18 protein-coding genes are annotated in these 19,437 nt (G+C 67.9%); 1 reads left to right on the forward strand and 17 read right to left on the reverse strand.

Annotated elements, in window-relative coordinates; all coding sequences use genetic code 11:
• Positions 1 to 3 precede the first annotated feature (3 nt).
• Both VJT49_RS11800 and VJT49_RS11805 read right to left on the reverse strand, forming a co-directional pair.
• A complete protein-coding gene (locus tag VJT49_RS11800) occupies positions 4 to 1,647 on the reverse strand; it encodes a methane monooxygenase (protein WP_324164800.1) in 1,644 nt (547 codons plus the stop codon).
• Between the two features lie 91 nt (positions 1,648 to 1,738).
• Positions 1,739 to 1,972: a hypothetical protein gene (locus VJT49_RS11805; RefSeq protein ID WP_324164801.1), complete on the reverse strand. Its 234-nt coding sequence runs from the start codon at positions 1,970 to 1,972 to the stop codon at positions 1,739 to 1,741.
• 113 nt (positions 1,973 to 2,085) lie between these two features.
• Between VJT49_RS11805 and VJT49_RS11810 the strand changes: the two genes are divergently transcribed.
• Positions 2,086 to 3,882: a sigma-54-dependent Fis family transcriptional regulator gene (locus VJT49_RS11810; RefSeq protein WP_324164802.1), complete on the forward strand. Its 1,797-nt coding sequence runs from the start codon at positions 2,086 to 2,088 to the stop codon at positions 3,880 to 3,882.
• A 32-nt stretch (positions 3,883 to 3,914) separates the two neighbouring features.
• On the opposite strand, the gene VJT49_RS11815 is transcribed toward VJT49_RS11810, so the two are convergent.
• From VJT49_RS11815 to VJT49_RS11885, 15 genes are all read right to left on the reverse strand, one after another.
• Positions 3,915 to 4,076: a hypothetical protein gene (locus tag VJT49_RS11815; protein ID WP_324164803.1), complete on the reverse strand. Its 162-nt coding sequence runs from the start codon at positions 4,074 to 4,076 to the stop codon at positions 3,915 to 3,917.
• A gap of 660 nt (positions 4,077 to 4,736) precedes the next feature.
• Entirely contained in the window at positions 4,737 to 6,197 is a 1,461-nt protein-coding gene (locus VJT49_RS11820) for an FAD-dependent oxidoreductase (RefSeq protein ID WP_324164804.1), read from the reverse strand.
• Complete coding sequence (shc, locus tag VJT49_RS11825; RefSeq protein WP_324164805.1) at positions 6,194 to 8,074, reverse strand: squalene--hopene cyclase; 1,881 nt, start codon at positions 8,072 to 8,074, stop codon at positions 6,194 to 6,196. Before shc ends, VJT49_RS11820 begins: the two co-directional genes overlap by 4 nt.
• Before the next feature lie 16 nt (positions 8,075 to 8,090).
• A complete protein-coding gene (locus tag VJT49_RS11830; RefSeq protein ID WP_324164806.1) occupies positions 8,091 to 8,501 on the reverse strand; it encodes a DUF2834 domain-containing protein in 411 nt (136 codons plus the stop codon).
• Position 8,502: 1 nt separating this feature from the next.
• On the reverse strand, positions 8,503 to 10,026 hold the full coding sequence (locus tag VJT49_RS11835; protein ID WP_324164807.1) for an NAD(P)/FAD-dependent oxidoreductase: 1,524 nt from the start codon (positions 10,024 to 10,026) through the stop codon (positions 8,503 to 8,505).
• Positions 10,023 to 10,919 carry a 1,4-dihydroxy-2-naphthoate polyprenyltransferase gene (locus VJT49_RS11840; RefSeq protein ID WP_324164808.1) on the reverse strand — a complete coding sequence of 299 codons (897 nt, stop codon included), beginning with the start codon at positions 10,917 to 10,919 and terminating at the stop codon, positions 10,023 to 10,025. Before VJT49_RS11840 ends, VJT49_RS11835 begins: the two co-directional genes overlap by 4 nt.
• Positions 10,920 to 10,950: 31 nt before the next feature.
• Entirely contained in the window at positions 10,951 to 11,661 is a 711-nt protein-coding gene (locus VJT49_RS11845) for a methyltransferase domain-containing protein (protein WP_324164809.1), read from the reverse strand.
• Between the two features lie 59 nt (positions 11,662 to 11,720).
• Positions 11,721 to 12,782: an LLM class flavin-dependent oxidoreductase gene (locus VJT49_RS11850; RefSeq protein ID WP_324164810.1), complete on the reverse strand. Its 1,062-nt coding sequence runs from the start codon at positions 12,780 to 12,782 to the stop codon at positions 11,721 to 11,723.
• Between the two features lies 1 nt (position 12,783).
• On the reverse strand, positions 12,784 to 13,848 hold the full coding sequence (locus tag VJT49_RS11855; RefSeq protein ID WP_324164811.1) for a methyltransferase: 1,065 nt from the start codon (positions 13,846 to 13,848) through the stop codon (positions 12,784 to 12,786).
• Between the two features lie 5 nt (positions 13,849 to 13,853).
• Complete coding sequence (locus VJT49_RS11860) at positions 13,854 to 14,450, reverse strand: hypothetical protein (RefSeq protein ID WP_324164812.1); 597 nt, start codon at positions 14,448 to 14,450, stop codon at positions 13,854 to 13,856.
• A gap of 10 nt (positions 14,451 to 14,460) precedes the next feature.
• Positions 14,461 to 15,297, reverse strand: a complete 837-nt coding sequence (locus tag VJT49_RS11865; RefSeq protein WP_324164813.1) for a tryptophan 2,3-dioxygenase — start codon at positions 15,295 to 15,297, stop codon at positions 14,461 to 14,463.
• Between the two features lie 7 nt (positions 15,298 to 15,304).
• Entirely contained in the window at positions 15,305 to 16,168 is an 864-nt protein-coding gene (locus tag VJT49_RS11870) for an alpha/beta hydrolase (protein WP_324164814.1), read from the reverse strand.
• Positions 16,165 to 16,812 (reverse strand): DUF6875 domain-containing protein, encoded by a 648-nt coding sequence (locus VJT49_RS11875; protein WP_324164815.1) that lies wholly within the window; start codon positions 16,810 to 16,812, stop codon positions 16,165 to 16,167. The genes VJT49_RS11870 and VJT49_RS11875 overlap by 4 nt, the downstream gene beginning before the upstream one ends.
• Positions 16,813 to 16,815: 3 nt before the next feature.
• Positions 16,816 to 17,889 (reverse strand): polyprenyl synthetase family protein, encoded by a 1,074-nt coding sequence (locus VJT49_RS11880; RefSeq protein ID WP_324164816.1) that lies wholly within the window; start codon positions 17,887 to 17,889, stop codon positions 16,816 to 16,818.
• Between the two features lie 41 nt (positions 17,890 to 17,930).
• The gene (locus VJT49_RS11885; RefSeq protein WP_324164817.1) at positions 17,931 to 19,136 is read right to left on the reverse strand and encodes a cytochrome P450; all 1,206 of its coding nucleotides are present in this window, start codon (positions 19,134 to 19,136) and stop codon (positions 17,931 to 17,933) included.
• Between the last annotated feature and the right edge of the window lie 301 nt (positions 19,137 to 19,437).

Raw genomic sequence — 19,437 nt, forward strand, 5'->3', positions numbered from 1 at the left:
CCCTCACCGGGAGGGACGGCCGGCGGGGCCCTGGCGGTTGTAGTCGGCCTTGAACGCCGCGCGTTCCTCGTCGGTCATCTGGTTGAGCAGCACGTTCGGGCTCTGCACCGGCGGCATCCGGCGCAGGTGGTCCAGCGTCCACATCTTCTTCGGGTCCAGGTCCAGATGCGGCTGCGCGACCATCGTCTTGCCGTCGTCCCGCACGAAACCCATGTCCGAGACCACATCCGCCCAGTTCCAGCCGTGGTAGAGGGTCTCCCACTCGCGCGCGCCGATGAGCTGGCCCATGTTCGGGGTGTTGCGGCCCTGGTAGACGGGCCGGAAGGCCTCGGCGTCGGTCCAGCGACAGGTTTCCGAGCAGTAGGTGCGCCACTGTCCGTCCACTTTGTCCGTGACCATGTCCGCGCGGATCAGGCACGGCACCATGCAGGTCCAGCACCGGTGCGGGTACACGTAGTCGACGTCCTCGGCGACGATCGGGTGGTGCCCGTTGGGCTTGCTCAGCCGCGCGTAGTTCTCCCACCACTTACCGTACTTGTCGTACCAGCCCGGGTACTTGTACTCGAACCACTCGAAATCCTCGTCCGTCATCGGGTCGATGCGCCAGTAGTTGGCCAGCCAGCCGGTCGCGAAGAACTGGGCCACCTCGTGCACGTAACCCTTGTTCCAGATGCGGTTCCACGCCTCCTCGATGAGGTCGTGCGGGATGACGAGGCCGTACTTCTCCAGCGGCACCAGGTAGCTGCGGTAGTAGTCGTCGTAGATCCACCGCCGCCACATCTCCGCGTAGCTCTCGCGGTCCTTGCGGCGGTCCTTCGTGCCGTACTCGATGAACGTCCCGATCGCCGCGTCCACCACCGCGTGGTTGTTCCACCACGCGTATCGCAGATCCCGTTCGAGAAGCTGGTGGTTGGTCTCGTCGGACAGCGCCATCAGCAGCGTCGCGTAACCATTGCTGATGTGCCGCGACTCGTCGGACTGCACCGAGTGGAACACCGTAGGCAGGAGGTAGTCGCCGTTCGCCGCCGCCTCCGCGGGCATGGCCACGAACAGGGTGTTGGTGAACGCGGTCTCGGCCACGATGGTCAGGTAGATGCTCGCGGCGGTGATCGCGTCACCGGTGATGAAGCCTTCCGCGAACTGGCGGCCGATCGTGCCGCAGTAGTCGTTGTGGAAGTTGCGCAGGCTCGAGTTGAACCCGGCCGGGTCGATGTAGTTGTTCATGTACAGGCGCTTGAGATTCTGCTGGATCGTCGAGTGCCGGACCTCGTCGATCATCTGGATCGCCTGGCCGTTGTGCAACTCCGGATTGGGCACCGTGCGGAACAGCAACGGCATGGCACGTGCGGCCGAGATCTCGGGCAGCGGAATGATGCTCAAGAACAGCTTCTGCCATTCCAGCCAGCGTTCCTGGACCTGGCGGAACATGTTGCCGCGAATCGCGCCGTCCTCGGCCCCGTACACGCGGTGGTCCTTTTCTTCCTGCATCGGGAAGTAGGACCGCAGCACCTGCTTGAGCGGATCCTTCTTCTTGGCCTTGCGGAAGGTGTAGTCGGTTCCGTACTGCGACACCGGCTGGTGATACGCCGGTTCCCAGGAAAGTTCCTGGATCTTCTGGTGGGCTTTCGCCACACTCTGGCGGCTCATGATGACTCCCGTGGGCGAACTGGGCACGTCCTGTATGGCCGATTACAGGCGCCGGCCGCCGCGACGCGGGTCTCAATATGAGACAGCTCCGTCAGGAGTCGTCGACCAGCGTGGCCCGTAGTTCCGCGAGGTGACGCCGCATGTCCTCGTTCACCCGGTTGTCGCCTTCCGCGGCCGGGGTGATGCCGAGGGCGCGCAGCAGAGCGGCCGCCGGTTCGCCGGGATCACCGCCGTCACCAAGCCGCGGATGCAGGCCCTGATCGGCCAGATGGTGGAACACCAGGTTCACCACGGTCCATGGGTTGTAGGTCTCCTGAACAGGCATAACGCCATGAGACCCCGATCTGCGGCGTGGGCGTGTCTCAATTTGAGACACGGCCTGGACACCTTGGCGCCTAGGCTGTCACAGACGGCACGGCGAGGTGGCGGGAGGTCAGCGTGAACAGCGTAGCCCGGGCCGCGCTCCTTCCCGACGACGAAGGGCTGGCCCGCACCCGCGAGCGGTTCCTCACCCTCGAACCCGTCGACCCCGACCAGGTGCGGGACGCCATCCTCGCGTCGTGGTGGCGATCCCGGGAATTCCGCGTGCCCGCCGACCGCATCAGCCTGCCCTACGCGGGCGAAACGAACCTCGACACCCCGCTGATCCGCTGCGCGGCGCCGGTGCTCGAACGGCTCGGCGACCAGCTCGCCGGGCAACCGATCAGCCTGATCCTCACCGACCAGACCGGCGTCGTGCTCAGCCAGCGCACCGGCGACACCGACCTGCACCGGCATCTCGAGCGGGTGCAGTTGGTTCCCGGATACAGCTACGACGAACGGTTCGTCGGCACCAACGGCATCGGCACCGCACTGGAAGACGGGCGACCGACCTACGTCTTCGGCCACGAGCACTACGCGGAGCACCTGGAAAACCTCGCCTGCGCGGGGGTGCCCATCCGGCACCCGGTCTCCGGCAAGACGATCGGCGCCCTCGACCTCACCTGCTGGCGCAAGGACGCGGGCAGGCTGCTGATCGCGCTGGCCAGGACCACCGCCGAGCAGGTGCGGCAAGCCCTGCTCACCCACAGCGACCTGCGCGAACTGGCGCTGTTCCAGTCGTACCTGCAGGCCTGCCGGCGCACCACCGGAATCGTGATGGCCTTCAACCCCGACATCGTGATGATGAACGACAGCGCGCAGCAGTTGGTCGGGCCCAGCGACCAGTCGGTGCTACTCGCCCGCGCCAACCAGGAACTCGCCGACGCGCGAAGGGCCACCGCGACCGTCACGTTGTCCAGCGGCAGCAAGGTGCTCATGTACTGCCGCCGCGTCACCGGGCACCGCGAAGACGACGTCGTCGGCGGCGTGCTGTTGGTGAAACTCCTCGAGATCGACAGTGAGAGCACCGCCAAGCCGGCACCGATGCTGCCCATGGTCCTGCCCGGCGTGGTCGGCTCGGCCCCGCTCTGGCTGCGATGCTGTCACGAGGTCGACGCCAGCTGCGCCCGCCGGGAATGGCTCGTCCTCGCGGGCGAACCCGGCGCCGGGAAACACACCCTGGTGAAGGGCGTGCACCAGCGCCGGAACCCGGCGGGCCTGCTGCACACCCTCGACGCGACCCGCACTCCCACGACCTGGCGCGACGACCTCCGTCGCGAACTGCTTGACGATCCGGTGGACGCGCTCGTGATCCGCCATGCCGAACGGCTGGACGCGGCCGGGACGCGGACCCTGACCGCGATGCTGGGCGAGGCACGCACCCGCCCCGAACCGCCGTGGGTCGCGATCACCGTGTCACCGGACGCCGAAACGGACCCCCAGCTGCTGGAACCCTTCCCGCGCACCGTCACCGTCCCACCGCTGCGACGTCACGCCGACGACCTGGCCGACCTGGTACCGCTGCTGCTCAACAGGCTCTCCGGCGGCGGGCACCTCACCTGCTCACCCGCCGCGATGCACCTGCTCATGCGCGCCGACTGGCCGGGCAACGTCGCCCAGCTTCACCGCGTGCTGAAGCACGTCATCAAACGCCGCCGGACCGGCATGATCCAGCCGGCCGACCTCCCGGCCGAATACCGCGCGATCACCCGCCGCTCCCTGAACCGCGTCGAGACCGCCGAACGCGACGCCATCGTGCGCAGCCTCGAAGACGCCGACGGCAACAAGGCCCGCGCCGCGAAACTCCTCGGCATCTCGCGCGCCACCATCTACCGCAAGATCCACGACTACGGCATCGTCACGCCGGGCGGCTGAGCGGCATCCCCAAGAAAGGACGGACACCCTGTTCACGCATCGGAACTGGCGAACCGGCGCCGCCCGCTGTCCACAATGGATCGTGCCCGGTCGCTCATGGACAGGCGTTCGCGCCGGGCGTCGCCAGACACAGCCGGAGCGTGAACCCGCCCGTAGCGGGCCACCGGCAGGGTCAGCCTCGTGTCACGGCTCACCTGCCGGGTCTCCATCGCCAGCGACCCGTCGGCGTGGTCGACCTAACGACGCCAATCCAGGCAACCCCTGGCTGGTCTGGGGAAACTACCTCGCCCATCGGCCGGAGCCGTCCCACTCAACGTCGACCTCGACGTGGCGCTCTCCGTACTCACCCGCACCGTCTGCGCCGCGCTCCGCCAACGGATTCCCGGCTACACCACCACAACACCCTGCAACGCCGATTCCTCACCACCGGCGGCACCATCGAAAACCGAGACAACAAGATCGTCGTCCGCCTCGACCGACGCGCCTGCTCACCCGTCCTCCGCCAAGCCAACCTCCCCACCACCAACGTCCCCTGGTGGGGCGGACGACGCCTCCGCGACGAATACCACTGATCAAACTAGGGCCGAACTCACTACGCGAGAATCGGCGTTAGCGGTCGTCCCGGCGGTGCGACCTGCGGCGTCGGCTCCGGCGTGCGCGACGGTCGACCTGCCTGAACACGATGAGTCGTCCTGCGCCGCTCCTCGTTCCCCCAGGGGCATCGAGCGCCCACTCGTCGTCCCGGCGAGAAAACCTGTGAGCGCGGGCCTGCGGAATCTCTCGTGATCGCTGACATTCCAGGTAGCCCATGCGGTTGAGGAAGGCCGGCAGGCGCATCCGCCGTACAACATAATTCACCGCGTTTTCTTGGCAGACCCGCGCTTGAGCAGTCGGATGGCCGCGGCGAGTGGCGAGAGGGTGGCGCGGAGGCCGAGGGCGGCGCCGGGACTGATGGGACGGAAGTCGTGAATCGTCACCGGCGGGGTGGCCGGGCACAGCACCCGGCGGACGGATTCAGCGGCGGCAAGGCCGGAGCGGATGGCGCCTTCCATACCGGCGACTCCTGCCGGGGCCGCGCAGAAGTCGCCGGCGACATGCAGGTTCATCAGCGAAGTCGAACTGAGTGGCCGGTAGCGGTCGGAACCGGGCCCTGGCACGAAGAACGGCTCGGCGAAGTGTGGTTGGTAGCAGACGTCCTCGATGTCGTCCCAGGTCATGGTGGGCAGGTAGGTCATCAACTCCTCGACGAGGACCTTGGTCGCCTCGCTCTCGGACAGGCCCGCCAGCAGGGACACGCGGCCGACCACACAGTTGAGCAGGCTCTTCTCGTATCCTTCCCAGACCTGGCCGACGTCGATGAGGGTGATCGCATGCGGCGACGAGACCAGCCTCACGTGTTCGTCGGGCAGGCCGGGTAGGCGGCGGCGCAGGTAGACGTGCAGTGCGCCGAGGGGGCGGGAAGTCAGCTCCTCGATGCCGTGGCGGGGGTAGAGGGCACCGGAGACGTCGGGGCCGAAGCGGGCGAGCTGTCCGTGTGGGACGGCAAACACGATATGGCCGGTGACGGGCTGGGTCACCGCGCCGGTTTCGTGGACGGTGATCGTGTCGAGCCGGCCGGCGGTCACCGACACGGTGCGCAGTTCCACTCCGGTGCGGACGTCGACGCCGTCGGTCTCCAGCCGTCGCCGGAACGGGGCGATGAACGAGTCGTGCAGGGTGCTCTTGGGCATGCGCACCCGACCGGGGTGTCGGGAGAACGCGACGATGCTGCCCCGGAAGCTCGCCGCGGAGGCGAGGCAGCTCTCCGCCGCACTGGACGCGACGAACAGATGCTCGATGTCGGCGATCGCGGTTTCGGTGAGGTACCAACGGCTGCGCAGGAAGTCGCGCAGCGACTCGTCCCGGCCCTCGTACCGCTGGGCAAGGAGGTCGATCAGCCCGTAGTAGAACAGCAGCCGGTCGGTGGCCGGGGTCACGCCGGAGCGGATGTCCTTGATGAAGTCGCCGATGGTGAACAGCGAGCGGAACGTGCGGAAGGTCGGGAACTCTCCAGGCATGAGCTGGTAGAAGTTGTCACACTCGCGCAGGTTCCCCAGCAGGCCCAGTTCCCCGACAAGCCCGAGCGTGTTGCGGTACCAGGCCGGGAAGACGTGCACCCCGTGGTCCTCGGGCCTGCCGTCGATCACCCTGGTCCCGGCCATCCCGCCCAACTCCGGCGCCGCTTCCAACAGGCGCACCCCGAGCCCGAGTTTGCGGATGGTCCAGGCCGCCGTCATTCCGGCGAGCCCGCCGCCGACCACTGTCACGTTCGTCATCGCTGCGCGACTCCGCCGACACTGGTCAGGTAGCCGGCCATGGCCATGACGGGATAGATCAGGCGCAACATGCTGTCCCGCCAGTACAGACCGTCGTGGTGCACGACCCAGGTGTGCCATGGTTCGGCCCAGTCCCCGTCGTCCTGTTGGGAGCGGACAAGGAAGTCCAGGCCCCTGCGCACCGGTTCGCTGTCGGCGTGGCCCGCGGCGATCAACGCCAGCAGCGCCCATGATGTCTGCGATGGCGTGCTGTCGCCGGTGCCAATCCAGGCGGGATCGTGCAGGGCGCGGATGTCCTCGCCCCAGCCGCCGTCGTCGCCCTGGTGCGCGAGGATCCACGCGCAGGCCCGCTCCACCGCTGGATCGGTGCCCGGCACGCCGCAGGAGGTGAGGCCGGTGACGGCCGCGCTCGTGCCGTGCAGGTGGTAGCAGGCCCACCAGCCCGGCCACGAACCGTCCTGGTGCTGTTGCCGGCGTAACCAACGGATGCCGCGCCGCACAACGGGTCCCTCGCCCTCGCCGTTACCGGCGAGGCCTTCCAGCACGTGGCCGGTGACGTCCGCGGAGGGCGCTTCGAGGAATCCGATGGTGGCGAGCGCGTCGCGTCCGGGTAGCCGCCAGCGCAGTGGTTCGAACGCTGCCCAGCCGCCGTCGTCGCACTGCTGGGACGCCAGCCACCGGCTCGCCTTCGCGCACGCGGAGTCGACGGCCGCGTTGGTGCCGGGACGATGGAGCCGCCGGAGAGCGGCGAGCGCGAAGCCGGTGTCGTCGGCGTCCGGGTTGACATTGTTGGCGAACTCGTAGGGCCAGCCGCCGGCGACCGGGTTCTTGGTGAGCACGGCCCAGTCACCGAGTTCGGTGACCTGATGGTCGAGCAGCCACGCCACCGCGCGATCCGCCGAGGACCTGATGGCGGCACGGTCGGCCATGGCGGCGGCGGACACGCCGAGGGCGGTGTCCATCACCACCGAGGACCACATCTCCAGTCTGCGCTGCCCGTTCCTGGTGACCACGCACCTCTCGAGCCCGGCCATGGCCGCCTTGATCACCGGATGGTCCTGGCGGTACCCGACCGAGTCGAGGCCGACGATGACGTTCGCGGTCTGCGGCCAGTTCCCGCCCCAACTGCCGTCCCGCTCCTGGGTGCGGATCAGCCACTCGGTCGCCTTCGTCACGGCCCGCCTGCGCAGGAAACCGATGGGATGCCGCGCATACCAGTGGGTGAACGCGGTTGCCAGCGCGGCCGGCCCGCGCGAACGCCGCGCTTCCGGTCCGCCCCGGGTGTACAGCTCCTCGATGCCGAACCCGGCGGGCACGACCGGGCGCTTGGCCATGAACAGGCTGCTCGCCACGACGATGCCCCGCGCCGCGGCGCCGATCTGGTAGATGTTGCCGGGCGCTCGGGGCGGCAACAGGATGATCTCCGGTGGGATGAGCGGGATGTCACGCCACGGCCACAGCCCGATGATGGCCAGCCAGGCGAGCATCGTCGGTGTGTTCAGCGCCTCCACCCCGCCGTTGGCCCGGATCGAGGCGGCGGCGGCGCGCATCACCGGGTCCTCCGGGGGGTAGCCGACCAGGCGCAGCGCGACGTAGCAGAACACGGACAGCAGTTGGTCGTCCGGACCGTTGTGGTAGGCCGCCCAGCCGCCCGCCGCCGACTGTTCGCTGAGGATCGTCTTGGCCGACGCCGCCGACTCCTCCCACGGCAACCCGAGGAAGTGGCGCAGCATGACCTCGGCAGCCTCGCCGATCACGCTCGTCTCGAACTCGCCCTTCCAGTAGCCCGCCGGGTCCTGGCGGCGTCGCAGCGCGGCGACCGCCGCGTCAAGGGACCCCTCGACGGTCGCGGCGAACTCGGTGGTGTCAGTGGTCATCAGTGCGTACCTCTCGTCATTCCGCGGGCAGTTCTGCTCGCGAGCGCGCCACGCGCGTTGCCTCGGTCGCGATCTTGAGCTGGCGGACGAACATGAAGGCCGGGAAACTCACGCTCAACGCGGACAGCGGAGCGGCGATGACGTAGAGCCAGACGAACCGGATACCGAACCGGCGTGCCTCGACGATCATGTACACCGCGAGCACGATCCAGACGAGCGTGAGGTCGGTGTAGACGAACCAGGCGGCCGGGTTCGTTAGGGCGTCGCGGAAGAAGTGCCCGATGACGCCAAGCACGCCGAGACTGCTGTGCTCGACCACGTACCGGATCGCGATGGCGCAGACGATGACGAGATCGCCGATCGCGAACAGCCCGTAGCACAGGCACAATGTCCGGTCCCGCCCCTGGGTTTCCCGGAATCGCGGCACATCAGCCTCCTGCGCGTTCGTCGGCGCGGTTCGCGTAGCGGTAGTCGTCGAGGTCGAAGTGGCGGGACCGCCACGCGGCCTCGTAGGTCGATGCCGGACGAACCGCGGGCGCGTCGCCGCGCTCGTCGAAGTAGTAGCTGTTCGAGGCACCGCAGTTGTTGTTGAAGAACACGGTGTTGCGTTGCCGGCGCAGCGTCCGCCGGAACGAGCGGTCGTGCGACTCGGGCCGCACGGCCGCTTCGGTCGCGTTGCGCCGCCGCGCCTCGGTGATCACCCGCAGCGCGTGCGTGACCTGGTGGTCGATGGTGCCGAACCAGGACCCGCCGGTGAACGAGTACGGGCCGACGATGAACCACAGGTTCGGGTAGCCCTTGACCGAGCTTCCCTCGTACACCTGGAACCGTTCGGTCCGCCAGAACTCGAGGATCTCCCGGCCGCCGGCGCCCCGCACCGGGAACGGCGGCAGGTTGTCCAGCACGTGGAAGCCGGTGGCGAGCACGAGCACGTCGAAGGCGCGCTCGGCACCGTCCGTGGTGTGGATGCCGGTCTCGGTCATCCGCTCGATGGGCTCGGTGACGAGGTCGACGTTGCGGCGGGTGAAGGCGCGCCAGTAGCCCTTGGCGAAGGAGGGCCGTTTGCAGCCGAGGCCGTAGGCGGGCGTGAGCTTGTCGATCAGCTCGCGGTCGCCCTTGACCTGTAGGCGCAGGTAGAGCCGGGAAATGGCCTCGCCCGCCCTGACCAGGAACGGGAACTGCCGGTTGTGCACCATGGCGATGACGAAGCTCAGTTCGGTGCCGGCGTCGGTGAACAGGCGGACCGCGCGTTGCAGCCAGGGCGCGATCCGGAACAACCGGTGCACCGGTTTGGGCACCACGAAGTCGGGTTTGGGAAACAGCCAGATCGGGGTGCGCTGGTAGACACTCAGTTGCCGTACCCGGGGTGCGATCGCCGGGACCACCTGCACGGCGGAGGCCCCGGTGCCGATGACGGCGACGCGTTGGCCGGTCAGGTTGAGTGACGGGTCCCAGTCGGCGGTGTGCACGACGATGCCGGCGAACCCGTCGAGGCCCTCGATGTCGGGCCACTTCGGTTTGGTGAGCCAGCCGGTGGCGCAGATGACGAACCGCGCGGTGATCGTGTTCTCGTCTTCGAGGAAGACCCGCCACAGGTGTGCGGACTCGTCGTACTCGGCGCTGGTGACGGTGGACTTCAACCGCAGGTGCGGCCGGAGCCCGTACTTGTCGACGCAGCGGTCCGCATACGCCTTCACCTCCGCTCCGGACGGGAACACCCGCGACCAGGAGGCGTTCGGCTCGAACGCGTAGCAGTAGGAGAACGCGGCGATGTCCACCGCGATGCCGGGATACCGGTTGACGTGCCAGGATCCGCCGATGTCGTCGAGTTCGTCGATGACCGCGAAGTCGGCTATGCCCGCCTTGCGCAGGCCGATCGCGGCGCCGATACCAGAGAAGCCGGCCCCGATCACCAGCACCTCGTGATCGGGTTCCTCCGCCCGGCCGGTCACCACGCGAGCCCGACCGTGAGCAGGGCGCCGAACGCGAGCATCAGCACACAGGTCTGTTCCAGCGCGGCGACCAGGTCGGCACCGTGCATCCCGATGACGACACGGCGCACCGGCGCGGCGGCGAACGGCAGCGAGGCGAGCACGAGCAGCACCCAGGGCCGCGCCGGGATCAGAGCCAGCGCCGAGGCGAACGCGACGCCGACGCAGAGCAGGTAGAGCACGCGCGTCCATCGGTCGCCGATGACCACCGCAAGGGTCCGTTTGCCGGCGCCGGTGTCGGTCGGAATGTCGCGCAGGTTGTTCGTGACGAGCAGCGCGCACACGATCAGGCCGACCGGGATGGACGCGGCGAGCGCGAGCATCGGAATTCGCTCCAGCTGGATGAACACGGTGCCGCACACGGCGACGATGCCGTGGAACAGGAACACGCCGACCTCACCGAGCGCGCGGTAGCCGTAGGGCCGGGAGCCTCCGGTGTAGAACCAGCCGCCGAGCGCGCAGAACACGGTCAGCGCGAGCAGCCACCAGGACACCGTCGCCGCGAGGATCACGCCGGTGACCGCGGCGATCACGTAGAGGGCGATCCCGGCGCGCAGCACCTGCCGCGACGACACCCGGCCCGAGCCGACCAGGCGCACCGGGCCGACGCGTTGCGCGTCGGTGCCGCGGATGCCGTCGCTGTAGTCGTTGAAGTAGTTCGTGCCGATCACGAAGCACAATGCGAACAACAGGGTCAACGCGGCCCGCCAGGCGATGACGGTGCCCTCCGAGTAGGCGACCGCCGTACCCACCGCGACCGGCGCGAACGTGGCCGGCATGGTCTTCAGCCGGGCCCCGACGAGCCAGTTGCGCGTGGTGGCCCGCAACCCGGACTCGACAACGGTACGGTCCATTGATCCAATCACCTGACCAGGGAGATGGCGGTCACGACTTCGTTCCCACGCCGACGAACAGCACGGCCGTCGACCTGGTCGGGACCATGGGCACCTCGTCGCGCTTGCGCGCGAGGTAGCCGAGGCCGGCGCTGAAGCTGGGGCGCAGGCCGAGCAGCTTCAGTTCGACTCCGTGCGACCTGGCGACCGCGAGCAGCCGTTCCCGGTTCACGAACAGCCGGTGGTCATGGGTGCCTTTAGGCGGGCGGCCGGGCAGTGGCAGGTTCTCCACGACCGTGATGGCCATCAGCCGGGCGGCCTTGGTGTCGGCGATCGTGTCGACGATGAGCGTGCCGCCGGGCCGCAACACCCGGCACAGCTCGTCGACGACCGCATACGGGTCGCGCACGTGTTCAAGGCACTGACCCGCGGTGACCACCTCGATCGACTCGTCCGCGAACGGGAGCCGGGTGATGTCGGCCTTGGCGACCGCGTCGAAACCATGCTGGCCGGCCTGCTTCAACGACATGATCGACAGGTCGACGCCGACCACCCGATACCCTTTGCCGGCAAGGTGCGGACCGAACAGGCCACCGCCGCAGGCGACGTCGAGCAGGGTGGCCCCTTCGGTGCGCGGCTCCGGCACGAACGTGGCACGGGCGCGGGCGATCCAGCCCAGTGGCGCCAGCGACCCGCGCGGATCCCACCATTTGTCGGCGAGCCCGTCGTAGTCGGTGATGAAGTCACTGCGTATCTCTGGCATGACACCCCTACCTGAAGTCGCTGACAGCTCGCGACGAGCCATGATCGAACGTCATCGCGTCAGCAACTCCTCAGCCTCGGCATGACCTCGGTGGCGAACAGCTCCAGCGATTCCCGTGCGAGTGCCGGTTCGATGCCGGCGAAACAGAACTGCACGCTGGCGAGGTCGAAACCACCGCAGGCCTCGTGGTAGTCGAGCAGCATCGTGGCGATCTCGTCCGGCGTACCGACCAGTGCGGAGCCGCGTTCGTACAGCCGGTCGAAATCGTCCTGGCGCAGTTTTTCGATCATCGCCCGGTAGCCGACGTAGTCGGCGCTCCGCGCACCGGTCGTCCATTCGCTTGCGGCCTCGGTGAGGATGCGCAGATACCGGTTGATCGGCTCCCGCGCGCGCGAGCGCGCGGCGTTTCCCTCGCGCATGCAGAGCATGTGGAAGGCGAGCATGACCCGGCCGTCGCCGGGATGGCCCGCGTCCTTCCACGCTTTCCGATAGGTGTCCAGGTTGTTGCGCAGCGAGCCGGGCACGACCGGCTGGGCCATGATGCCGAACCCGAGTTCGCCCGCGAGCCGGAAGCTCTCCTCGGTCGACAGTGCGGCGACCCAGCACGGCGGGTGCGGGCGCTGCGTCGGCCGGGGCAGCGAGGTGGTCGCCGGGAACGAGTGGAACCGGCCGTCGTGCGCCACTTCTTCCTGCGCGAGCAGGTCGCGGACGACGGTGACGCCCTCGTTGAACCGGGCCCTGCTCTCGTCCATGGCCACGCCGAACCGCTGGAATTCGTGCGGGAGAAAGGCGCGCGCGAACCCGATCTCGGCGCGCCCGCCGGAGATCGCGTCGAGCATGCCGATCTCGCCGGCGAGCTTGAGCGGATGGTTGAACGCGGGCAGCACGGCGCCCGTGATCAGCCGCATCCGCCGGGTGCGCTGGGCAGCCGCGGCCAGGAACACGATCGGGTTCGGCGAGTACCCGCCGTAACGGCGGAAGTAGTGCTCGACGATGCGCACGTGGTCAAAGCCGAGCCGGTCGCCGTGCTCGACGAAGTCGAGGCACTGGGCGAAGTACTCGGCGGCGCCCTTCTCGCGCTCGTCGACGTCGGGAAAGATACCCAGACCTACGTTGATCATGTCACCTCTCCGCATGTGGAAGCTTCACCGCTCCGATCACGCCGTGCGGTGTCCACGTGTCACCGGGCCGCCGGAAGATGCCGGCGAATCCGACTTCGGACAGCCATTCCTCGTACTGTGCCCAGTCGTAGATCATGCTGCTCGACGTGGGCAGTGTCGCGAAGTAGACGTTGTCCAGCGCGGCGTAGAGCGGGCCGTCGCCGGCCTCGTCCGACATCGCGTTGAAGATGAGCACCTGCCCGCCGTTCGGCAGCACCTCGTACGCCTTGCGCAGCAGCCGGCGGTTGTCCTCCGGCGACCAGATGACGAGCTGGTTGGCGAACAGCAGGCAGTCGTGGCCGGTGGGGAACGGGTCGGCGAACATATCGCCCTCGGCGACGCCGATCCGGTCGGCCAGGCCGTGCTCGGCGATCTTGTCCCGGGCGATGGCCACGGCGCCGGCCAGATCGAGGACGGTGAACCGGACATCGGGATTGTGCTTGGCCAGCGCGATCGAGTTCACCGCGTCGCCGCCGCCGACATCGAGCACACTGTGGACGCCGGCGAGGTCGGCGTTCTTGATTAGGATCGGATTGGCCAGTGCCGACCAGGACTTCATGCAGCGGTAGAACAACCGCGCCAGCTCCGGATGTCCGGCGAGTCTCTGGTACAGGTCGGGCTGGTCGCCGGGAATATGGCTCAGCCCGACGTTGGTGTTCTCGCGCAGCGACGCGACGAAGTCGACGCTCGCCGGCCCGGTGATCCGGTGCTGGAATTCGACGAGGTCCTCGATGATCGCCCAGGTGCCCTCCTGGCACAGGCCGTCGACCAGGTCGCTGTTGCGGTAGCGGCCATCGGTCCGGACGGTGAGGCCGACCGCGGTCGTGCCGAGCAGCAGGATCCGCACCGGCCGCTCGGCAAGTCCGAGTTCGGCCATGATCCGCGCCGAGGACAGGCCGGGCCGTTGGGCCAGCAGCGTGAACAGACCGAGTTCGCAGCCCGCGTTGAGCAGTTGGAACGCGCCTGCGCCGAACAGGATGCCGACCAGGCCGTCACTGGTCAGAGGGCTCTTTGCGGTCACCGTCATCCCTCTCAGGTCACTCTGGGCGTTGCCGAGGACAGGTGTTCGTGGCTTAGGAGATCAACGACAAACACGACGAGCGCGACGTCCTCGGTCAAGGCCGCGCACAACACGTCGAGGGCGAGTCCGTCTTCCGGATCGGAGCGCAGCGTCACCAGGCGTTGCCGCCGCTGATCGGCAAGGCCCTGGAGGATGTACCGGTTGGTTGGGAAATCCTCGGTGTCGACGAGCATGGTCCGTCGTCCCGGCCGGGCGTCCAGCGCGGCCGCGGCGAGTTTGTACAGGTTCACGGAGGTGGAGTCGGCGATCACCACCTCGCCTGGTTCGGCGCCGAGGGTGCGCGCGGCGAGCCGGTCGCCGAGTCGCCTGCTCCAGTCGATCCACGTCTCCCAGGACCGCACGAGCCCGGTCCCCCAGCCGTCGACGACCACCCGGGACAGGAAGCCCGCGCTCGCGGCCGGCAACCTGCCCGGCGAGTTCCCGTCGAAGTAGATCGTGTCCGGTTCGGTGCACACGAACTCCTGATGGAACGCGCGCAGCGGATCGGCGACGTCCGGTTCCTCGACAAGGCCACGGTCGAGGCCGACCCACGTTGGCATGTCCGTCATCTCTCCTCGCTCACAACGTGGACCGGATCGACCACAGCTCAGGGAAGAACCGGTGCTCGGCGATGAGGCTGAGCCAGCCCGCCCCCTCGGTGCCACCCGTACCGGGCTTGTCGCCGAGCAGCCGTTGCACGGTCACCAGGTGGGTGTAGCGCCAGCGCGCGAACAGGTCGGCGGTATCGGTCAGCGCCTCGGCGAGCAGGAACAGGTCGTAATCGCGGTTCGGTGCCTGGTAGACCCGACGCCAGGCCAGGGCGACCTGTTCGTTGGGCTGGTACGGCTGGGCTGCGTGGCGGTTGAGGACCTCCGCGGGGATGTCCAGGCCACGCCGCGCGAGGTAGCGGATCACCTCGTCGTAGAGGCTCGGCTCGTGCAACTGAGCCAAGATCTCCTCGTGCTGAGGTGTGTCGCGGTGCGGGGCGATCAGGCTCGCGTTCTTGTTGCCGAGCAGGAATTCGAGCCGCCGGTAGGAGACGGACTGGAAGCCGGACGCGGTGCCGAGCACCTCGCGAAAGGAGGCGAACTCGCCAGGGGCGAGCGCGGCGAGCGCGTCCCAGCAAGACAGGAGGACCTGCTGCACCCGGCCGGCGCGGCGCAGCGTCCACAGCGCCTCGTCGAGCCGGTCATCGGCCAGCCGGCCGCGGGCCGTGCTGAACTCGGTGTGCAGGAGTTTGAACAGCAGTTCCTTGACCTGGCTGAGGATGATGAACCCGGGCTCGGTCGCCGTGTCGGTCTGCGGGTGTTGCAGGGACAGCAATGTGTCCATGCACGCGTAGCTCGTGTAGCGGGTGTTGGATTTCTGCTCGACGAGGACGTACGGGCAGCCCGTCGGCAGATGGGATTCGCTCATCGCTTCGTCACCCTTCCCCCGACAGCACGACGTCGGGTTCCTTGATCCGGGCCAGTACGGCGGCGCCGAGCGAGGTTCTCGGGTCGCCGAGGTCATAGGGGAGGTCGAAGTGGTTGCGTTCCGCGCAGACGACTTCGGTGACCTCGGTGCGCTGGCGGAGCAACGCCGCCATGGTGTCGTGCTGGCGGATGAACTCGCCAGTCTCGACGCCGCCACGCGCGATGACGACCGGCGGGAGCCGCTTCGGCAGCTGGTAGATCGGACTGTTGCGCACGGCGTCGTCGATGCTCAGGGCGAGCGCATCGTTGACATGGGTGTGCCGCAGCGGCTCAAGGTCATAGATCCCGCTGAGCAGCACCGCGCCCGCGGCGCGGCCGTCGTCGATGAGGGACATCGCGACGAGGTGGGCGCCCGCGGAGCTGCCGCTGAAGTGGATCCGGCGGTGGTCGATGCCGAACCGCCGCGCGTTGGCGTGCAACCAGGACACCGCCTCGCGCACCATCCGGACTATCTCGTCGAGCGAGTAGCCAGGCGCCAGCCCGTAGTCGACGGCCGCGAAGGCGATGCCGGCCGAGGTGAAGTCGGTCGCGGCGAACTCGGACTCCTCCTTGCTCACCGCCTGCCAGTAGCCGCCGTGCACGAACACCATCAGCGGCGCGTCATCACCGTCCACAAGGAACAGATCGAGCCGCGCTTCGGCAGCGGCACCGTACCGGATATCGGCCATCGGCCGCTGGCGTTGCCGGGCCTTCGCGCTGCGCACGGCGTACTCGTGCAGGTACACGTCGAGGCTCGGGACGACCGAACTCGGCGAGTACTCGCGGTCGAGGTCGGGGCGGCTGAACCCGAGAAAACCGTTGTCGTCGTTCATCTCACCACCCCGTACTCGGCGCACGCCTTGTGGAACAGCTCGGCGAACAACGGCTCGATGGCCTTTTTGCCCCGCTCGTAGTGGCTACCGAACAGGCGGCGGTACTCCGCGAACCAGCCCTGCTGCTGGTGCAGGAACAGCACGTCGTGCAGGGCCATGGACCGGATCGCGACCAGCGGCACGGGCGACCGGCTGACCGGGAAGTCGGCGTTGCGCGTCGCCGGCTCCGCACATCTCGGGTGGAACTGGCCGAGCATCATGCCCCTGCGCACCGCGATCGGTTTGACCGCGTGATGCGCGTCGTCGAGCAGTTGACAGGCGGCTTCGTCGAGGTCGGGCAGGACCACAATCAGGCTGCGCAGCGCCGGGTTGGAACCCTTCCACTCAACGTGGTGGAACTCGTCAAGCCCGGCCCACAGCAGGTCGGTGACGTGCGCGAGGTCGGGGTCAGGGCCGACCGGCCGCACCACGATCTCCAGCGATCCGGCCCTCCGGGACGGCGAGACGAACGGGCAGACTGGGCCGGTTCGGCCGATCGAGTTGTTGGGTCGGGAGATGTAGTCGGTGAGCCAGTCCTGGACCACCGCCACCGCGATGTCGTACGACGGGAGAACCTCGGAACTGGAATGCGCGGTCCTGTTCATCTCTCAGTGGGAGCCTCGGGTCGGTTGCTCGCCCCGCGACTGGAGCATGGGATGCCGGGCGGTCAGCTTGCTGACGAGGTCGACGAGATAGCGCCCGGCGAGCGGGGCGCGATCGGCGAACTTCGGATGCTGCTCAATGGCCTGAAACGCCGCTGTCACATGCTGTTGCGCCATCCCGGCGGCTCGGTTGAGCGCACCGCACTCAAGCATGATCGACAGGATCTCGTCGCACTGTTGCGGTGACGGCGGCTGCTGCGCGCGAAGGATGGCCAGGACACGGTCGGGCTCGTCCTTGACGGCGTAGATCAGCGGGAGCGTGTAGACGCCGTTGAGCAGGTCCTTGTCGGCCGTCTTGCCCGTGCCCGTGCGGCACAGGTCGAGGATGTCGTCCCAGATCTGGAACGCCATACCGAGGTTGTGCCCGAAGCTCACGAGCGCGTGCTGAACGTCGGGGTCCGCGCCGCACTGCAGCGCGCCGATGGCGGCGGCGGCCTTCATCAGGCTCGCGGTCTTGCCGCCGATCGCAGCGAGATAGTCCTGTTCGCTGCGCAGCGGGTCGTAGAGCTGGCTGGTTTCCATGATCTGCCCGACGCAGGCGTCGTCGAGTGTGTCGGCCATCAGCGTCAACTGGGCGACGCCGAGCGTCGCCGCGGTCCGCAGGCAACGGGCGAGCAGATAGTCACCGGTGAGCAGGGCGATGGGTTCGCCGAATTCTTCGTTCGCGGTGGGTCTGCCTCGGCGGATCGTAGCCTGGTCGATCAGGTCGTCGTGGAAAAGCGTTGCCACGTGCAGGATTTCGACCGTGGTCGCCGCGTCGATGACGTCCTGGCGGGTGGCCACGCCCCAGTCGCCTTCGACGAGGTAGGACGAGATGAGCGCGAGGGTCGGGCGCAGCAGCCGGCCGGTGTCGGTGACGGAGTACATGATCGGGCCGCGAATTCGCTGGTTCGACGTGGCAACGAGCGAACGCAGCCGTTCCCGCACCCGAACGAGATCTTCTTCGAGCTGGTGCTGTACCTGGGCGAGATCGGCGTGCGGCGACAGATCGGCCGTGATCAAAGCCTGGGTATCGTTCATCGGTAATTCCTTCGGTTGCGAAGTCTGACTGCGGCGCGGCGTTAGGACCAGGCCACCGGAAGCTCGGCGACGCCATGGGCCAACGAGCCTTCCTTCCACCGCAACCCGTCCGGGCCGGTGGCGAACCGCAGGCGCGGAAAACGTTCGAGCACGCTCCTGATTCCGACCTGAAGTTCCATTCTCGCGAGTTGCGCACCGAGGCAGTAATGCACACCGTGGCCGAAAGTCAGGTGCGGATTCGGATCACGTTCGATATCGAATTCGGTGTGCTCGCCGAAGATCTCCTCGTCCCGGTTCGCCGCGGGTTCCGAGGTGAGCACGGCCTCGCCCGCCCTGATGGTCGTACCAGACAGTTCAACGTCCTCGGTGGCGATCCGCGCGAACCCGACCCCGGCGAGAACCGGCACGCAGCGCAGCATCTCCTCGATGGCCGAGGGCAGCAGATCGGGCTCGCCGCGCAGCCGGTCGGCTACCTGCGGCCGACTGAGCAGCAGGTACAGGAAGTTGCCGAGTTGCCCGCCGGTGGTCTCGTAGCCGGCAATGAGCATGGTCACGCCGAGCACGACGAGTTCATGTTCGCTCAGCCGTTGCTCACCGTCGCGTGCCTGGGCCAGCGCGCCGAGCAGGTCATCGGTCGGCTTGTTCCTGCGCTCGTTCACCAGGTCGAGCACGTACGAGTAAAGGTTGAGCCCGGCCTCGTCGATCTCCTCCACGGACAAACCGGTGGTCGACAGGAACGCGTCCGACCAGGTGCGAAAGTTGCCCTGGTCGGCGGAGGGGACGCCGAGCAGGGCGCAAATAACCGCGACGGGCATCGGGAGGCAGAAGTGCTCGACCAGGTCACAGGGCTCGCCGTGGTCAACGACCCGGTCGAGGAGTTCGCTGGCGATCTGCTCGGCGCGCGGGCGCAGCTTCGCGACCCGGGCCACGGTGAACGCCTTGGCCACCAGCGTGCGTAGCCGGGTGTGGTCGGGCGGGTCGAGGGACATGATCGAGTCGGCCTGCGGAATACCGGGCGTCGCCCTCGGCACGTTCTCGGATATCGCGGCGGCGCGGCTGAAACGGGGGTCGATGAGCACCGTCCGAACGTCCGCGTAGCGGGTGACCAGCCAGGCGTCGTCGCCGTAGGGCGGTTGGACCTGCGAGACCGGCTCGGTCGCGCGGAGCTTGTCGAGAACTGGATTTGGCCCGAGCTGGCCAGATGGCGTATTCGGAAATTCCCGTGCCGGACGTTCTGCTATGGCCACGGTTCCCCACTCTCACGATTCACTCAATGGCGAAAAAACTATTCAGCAAACCGGCGAAATCATGTTTGCCGACCAAGGTGAGGTCGATTCGGCTTTACGGCCAGGCTCACCTTCGTTACCGCCGCAGACCTCTCACTTACTGTTGCCAGACCGGAACCGTCCGTGTCCACCCAAGCTCTTCGGATGAAACGGACACCGGGCCGCGATGTGGCGATCCCTCGATCGTGCACGTTGCACGTAATGCGGGCTGTGGCGCGCGCGAACATCATGGCAATTCTCCCCTCCATTGATGATCGAGTTG

Origin of the sequence: Amycolatopsis sp. (assembly GCF_035276945.1) — a bacterium.
GTDB lineage: Bacteria > Actinomycetota > Actinomycetes > Mycobacteriales > Pseudonocardiaceae > Amycolatopsis_E.